Raw genomic sequence first — 4,206 nt, 5'->3', positions numbered from 1 at the left:
AAAACGAAGTATTGGTCAGCTTTGGTAACCACTAATATTCTCGTAATGGAATCCGCAGCATAGTATTCATCATTTCCTCTTTGCTTGGCGGTAATGCCGACAGTTCCTACGTTTCTTACCGTGACTAAATAGTCGGGATCAAGGGTAATAATAGAATTATTGGACAAAGAAACCTGCACATCTAATCCCGAAAGAGAATAAGGATTTATAAAAAAAGGAGTAGATTCATAATTTTTATGAGGAATGGGATTGAAAACAATACTCTGCTTCCGTTTCACGGTAAAGGTTTGAGAAACGGGAGGAGCGGGATTAAATGCACTATCTCCATCTTGCAAAGCAGTAATAGTATAGATTCCCGGTTCTCTTATTATATAAGGATTTCTCGTGAGAGAATATTGACTCGCTCCCAAAACATATTGTACGGGGAGGGATGAAGAAGCCGTAGCTGTGAGCATTATTACTACGCTGTCTTGGAAAGATTGAAGAGTATCATTTGGTATTTCTGCAAAATCAATGGTTTGATTCGTTTTGTTTGCATCTACTACGGTAAGATATTGAAAGCTGCTCGCTGTTTCATAATTTTCATTTCCCGATTGAAGGGCTTCTATCAGAATAACACCTGCTGTTTTTATAGTGAGCGTATTTGCATTTACCACAACAGAATGACCGCTCACTCGGAGAGAAATGGGCAAAGAACTGGAAGCAGAAGCATCAAGAACAACAATACTATCCGCATGTCCAAGAGTTCGGAGGCTCAGAGGATGAAAAGTAATACTTTGTCTTGCTTTTTTGATGGTGAGAATGTGTGTGGTATGAGTAGGAAAAAATTCAGTATTTCCATTGCTAAAAGCCACAATAGAAGCGGTTCCTACCCCATGTATGCTCACTGTATTATTTTGAATAGTAATATTGGTATGTGCAGAAGAATAAGAAACGGGAAGAGAGCTACTACTTCTTGATTGAAGCACAAATGGAAGATCCCTATATGTTTTTTCAGATATTTTAAAGAAAGTTATTTTTTGAGGGAATTTGACAGTCAGGGATTGAGAAACAGAATCTGCAGGACGAATATCTAAATTTCCATTTTGAAAGGCAGTAGCAGTGAAAGTTCCTGTTTGGAAAATAATAACGGTGTTAGATTGAAGAGATGTGTAATTCCTATTCGATAGAGAAAACTGAATGGGAAGCAAAAAATTACTATAAGCATTCAAAACAAAAGGGACCCCGATAGTTTGTGTAGGAATGGTTGGAAAAGTAATAGTTTGAGGAGCTTTTTTAAGTTTCAGAAGTTGTTGTATAGGATAGGCTGCGTAGTATAGAGCATTTCCTGTTTGAACAGCAATAATGTTTGTTTCCCCTGCTCCGACTATGGTTACAGTATTTCCAATGACATTGGCTACATTGGTATTGGCAGAAAGAAAAAATACAGGTAAGTTTGAGGTAGCAGTAGCAGAAATGGTAAAGGGAGCATCTCCAAAAGTTTTTTCTGCAAGGGGATGAAAAGTAATCGATTGAAAAAATACTCTATTTTGAATATCTACGGTTTGTTCCATAGCCCAAGATCCTCCGGTAAGTCCTTGATCTATTGCTTGCATAGCCCAAACATATGTTCCATTGGGGATATTTTCTAATTTATAGATATTTCCCTGTATCATTCCTCTTTCTGATATTTTTCTATATCCATCATCTAAGTGTGATTGAGCAGAACGAATACTATTTTTATTTGTAGAAGTGCCAAAATACATATTATAATCTATCCCATTGTACGCTTTGTGAGAAAGGGAGTCCACTAATTGAGCATCTTGAGAATTTTGCCATACAAAAGCCACTTTTCCTGCTCCATACACAGAGGCAATGAGTCCATTTACTTGCTCAGGAGGAGTATTTTTTATTGCAGAATTGTTAAGATATATTTTTGTGCTTAATTTGTTTGGAATCATTATGTCTAAATCACCGTCATTATCAATATCTCCGAAACTATTATGTGTTTTATTTGTATTTGTATAACCATTTTCGTATGAATGAGTTTCAAAGTAATGTATATCTTCAAAATTAAAAACTTGTTTATCGCTGTCATCTATCAATCTACTAGAAGTAAAAAAATAAGAACAAAGTTTATAATCATTTTGTAAAGAAAAACAAGCATCCCCAGAATAAATAGAATTTGTAGTTTGATTATCATATTCTCCCGATAAACAAAGGGGTTCGTTTCTGTTTTTTGAAATAAAATCTTGAACCGTCACTTGTCCTATTTGAAACAAATCTCGGCCCCCATTATTATTAAAGTCTCCAAAAGAAGTGCTTCCATACACATTTTTTCCATGTTCTTTTATAATTTTTGAAAAAGAAACTCCTCCTTTATTTTCTAAGAGTAAAGAATATCTATATCCCGTTTTGAGTACGGACTTATTCTTAATAACATCATAAAAATAAGAATAATTAGGACTGGGTATGTAGTATTTGTAATAATGATTATTTAAATGAAACATAATACGGTTTGTTTGCAGTGAAATATTATTGGTATAAGGGGCCAAAGAGGTAATATCTATTTCTAAATAATAGGGATTAATCCCTTCTTCTGCAAAGTATGCCGATACATATATATCTAAAAAACCATCATTATTGTAATCTACAAAAGAAACATTTCCAAAATCAAATTTATAATACGTATAATGAAAGAAAGAAGAAAATCCTGATGTTCCTTTGTTTTCATACAATATGATATTTTTGTTATTAGAAACTAAAAGGTCTAAATCTGCATCGTTATCATAATCTCCAAAGGCAGCATAGCCATTGGCTATAGATATAAAAGTTCCGTCGGGAAATACATTGGTAAATCCGGACGTCCTATCATTTCTATAAAGACGAGAATGGTGAGCGTACCCCCCCCCAATAAAAATATCTATATCTCCATCGTTGTCGTAGTCACCTGTAGCTATATTTCCATTTTCTTGGGAGAAAATATTATGTGCTGTATTTTCTGTAAAGCCAGCAGCATTGCCATTATATAAAAAACCCGTTGGTGTCCAACCACTACTTGTTCTGCCTGAAATAAAAACATCCTGAATCCCATCATTATTAAAATCACTCAGAGCATTGATACTATTGGAAACCCCTTCTAATCCTACATCTACACCTTGATTTATACGAGAATTCTGATTGTAAAAGATAGAAGATTGTATTGGAGTAGATAGCTGCGCTCCGGCAAAGAGAACATCTAAATCCTTATCATTATCAGCATCAAAAAAATTGGCAGTACCAAAGCCGAGTGAATGAATGGTATCTACAGAAAGAGAAAAAGCATTGAGGGTTTGAAAAGTATTAATTACAGGATTACTTTGTCCAGGAAAATGAGGAATAGATATTCGGTAAAAATACTGCGTATTTACCAATAGATTTTTTACTGTATAAAAAGTATCTGTGGTAGTATATGCTTCATACAAAGAAAAATTTTTATCTGTAGAAATATGTATCTCATACGTTTGTATATTTTTTATTTTTGACCAAGAAGCAGTAAAACTAGTACTACCAATCTCTTTTGCCGGGTAATTATGGATAGAAGCATATATTTTTGTAATGGACTTACTTGTCGCTTTTCTTGTATCTGTTGCGAATACACTCCAATAATAGAGACCTGGTAATAATGTAAGAGAAGCAGAGGTGGAATGGGTCCTTATTCCTCCAAAAGAATGAGGGGATTCATTCTTTGTAATCAAAAGATTATAAGATAACCCTGGCGAAGGGGTTTCTGCATCTGAAACGGGAGACCAAGAAAAGAGGATTTCTCCGTTTTCTGATGCACTTGCATCTAACCCTTGAGGAGTATTGGGAGAATTATTTCCCACGGTTATTTTATTTTCATAAAAATGTCCTATTTCGGAGAAAAATAAATCCATATCCCCATCAGAATCAAAGTCCGTAACCACATGTTGGGTAATATTAAGAATACTCGTTATCTCTGCAAAAGCAGTATTGTTATTTTTATATATTTTGAGAGTAGGAATTGCATTTTCTGTTCCTGAAATAATAAGGTCAGCAAAGCCATCATTATCTATATCTGCCCAAGAACTTTGGTAGTTGATAAAGTTAGAAATAGGTATTGTAGAAAATCCTGTTTCATTCTTTTTATAAAGAATATTGGAAACAAAAAAATCTAAATCTCCATCAGCATCAAAGTCAATAAGGTTGGGAGTTCCTGTTGTGGTT

General features: G+C 34.4%; 1 protein-coding gene. It reads right to left on the bottom strand.

Features of this window, described 5'->3' with window-relative positions:
- Positions 1 to 4,206, bottom strand: a 4,206-nt coding sequence (locus QM536_09505; GenBank protein ID MDI9357245.1) for a VCBS repeat-containing protein, incomplete at both ends; no start/stop codon positions are given.

Source organism: Chitinophagaceae bacterium, from assembly GCA_030053935.1.
Classification (GTDB): Bacteria; Bacteroidota; Bacteroidia; order Cytophagales; family JASGCU01; genus JASGCU01.
This window is presented reverse-complemented; position numbering and strand designations above follow the sequence as displayed.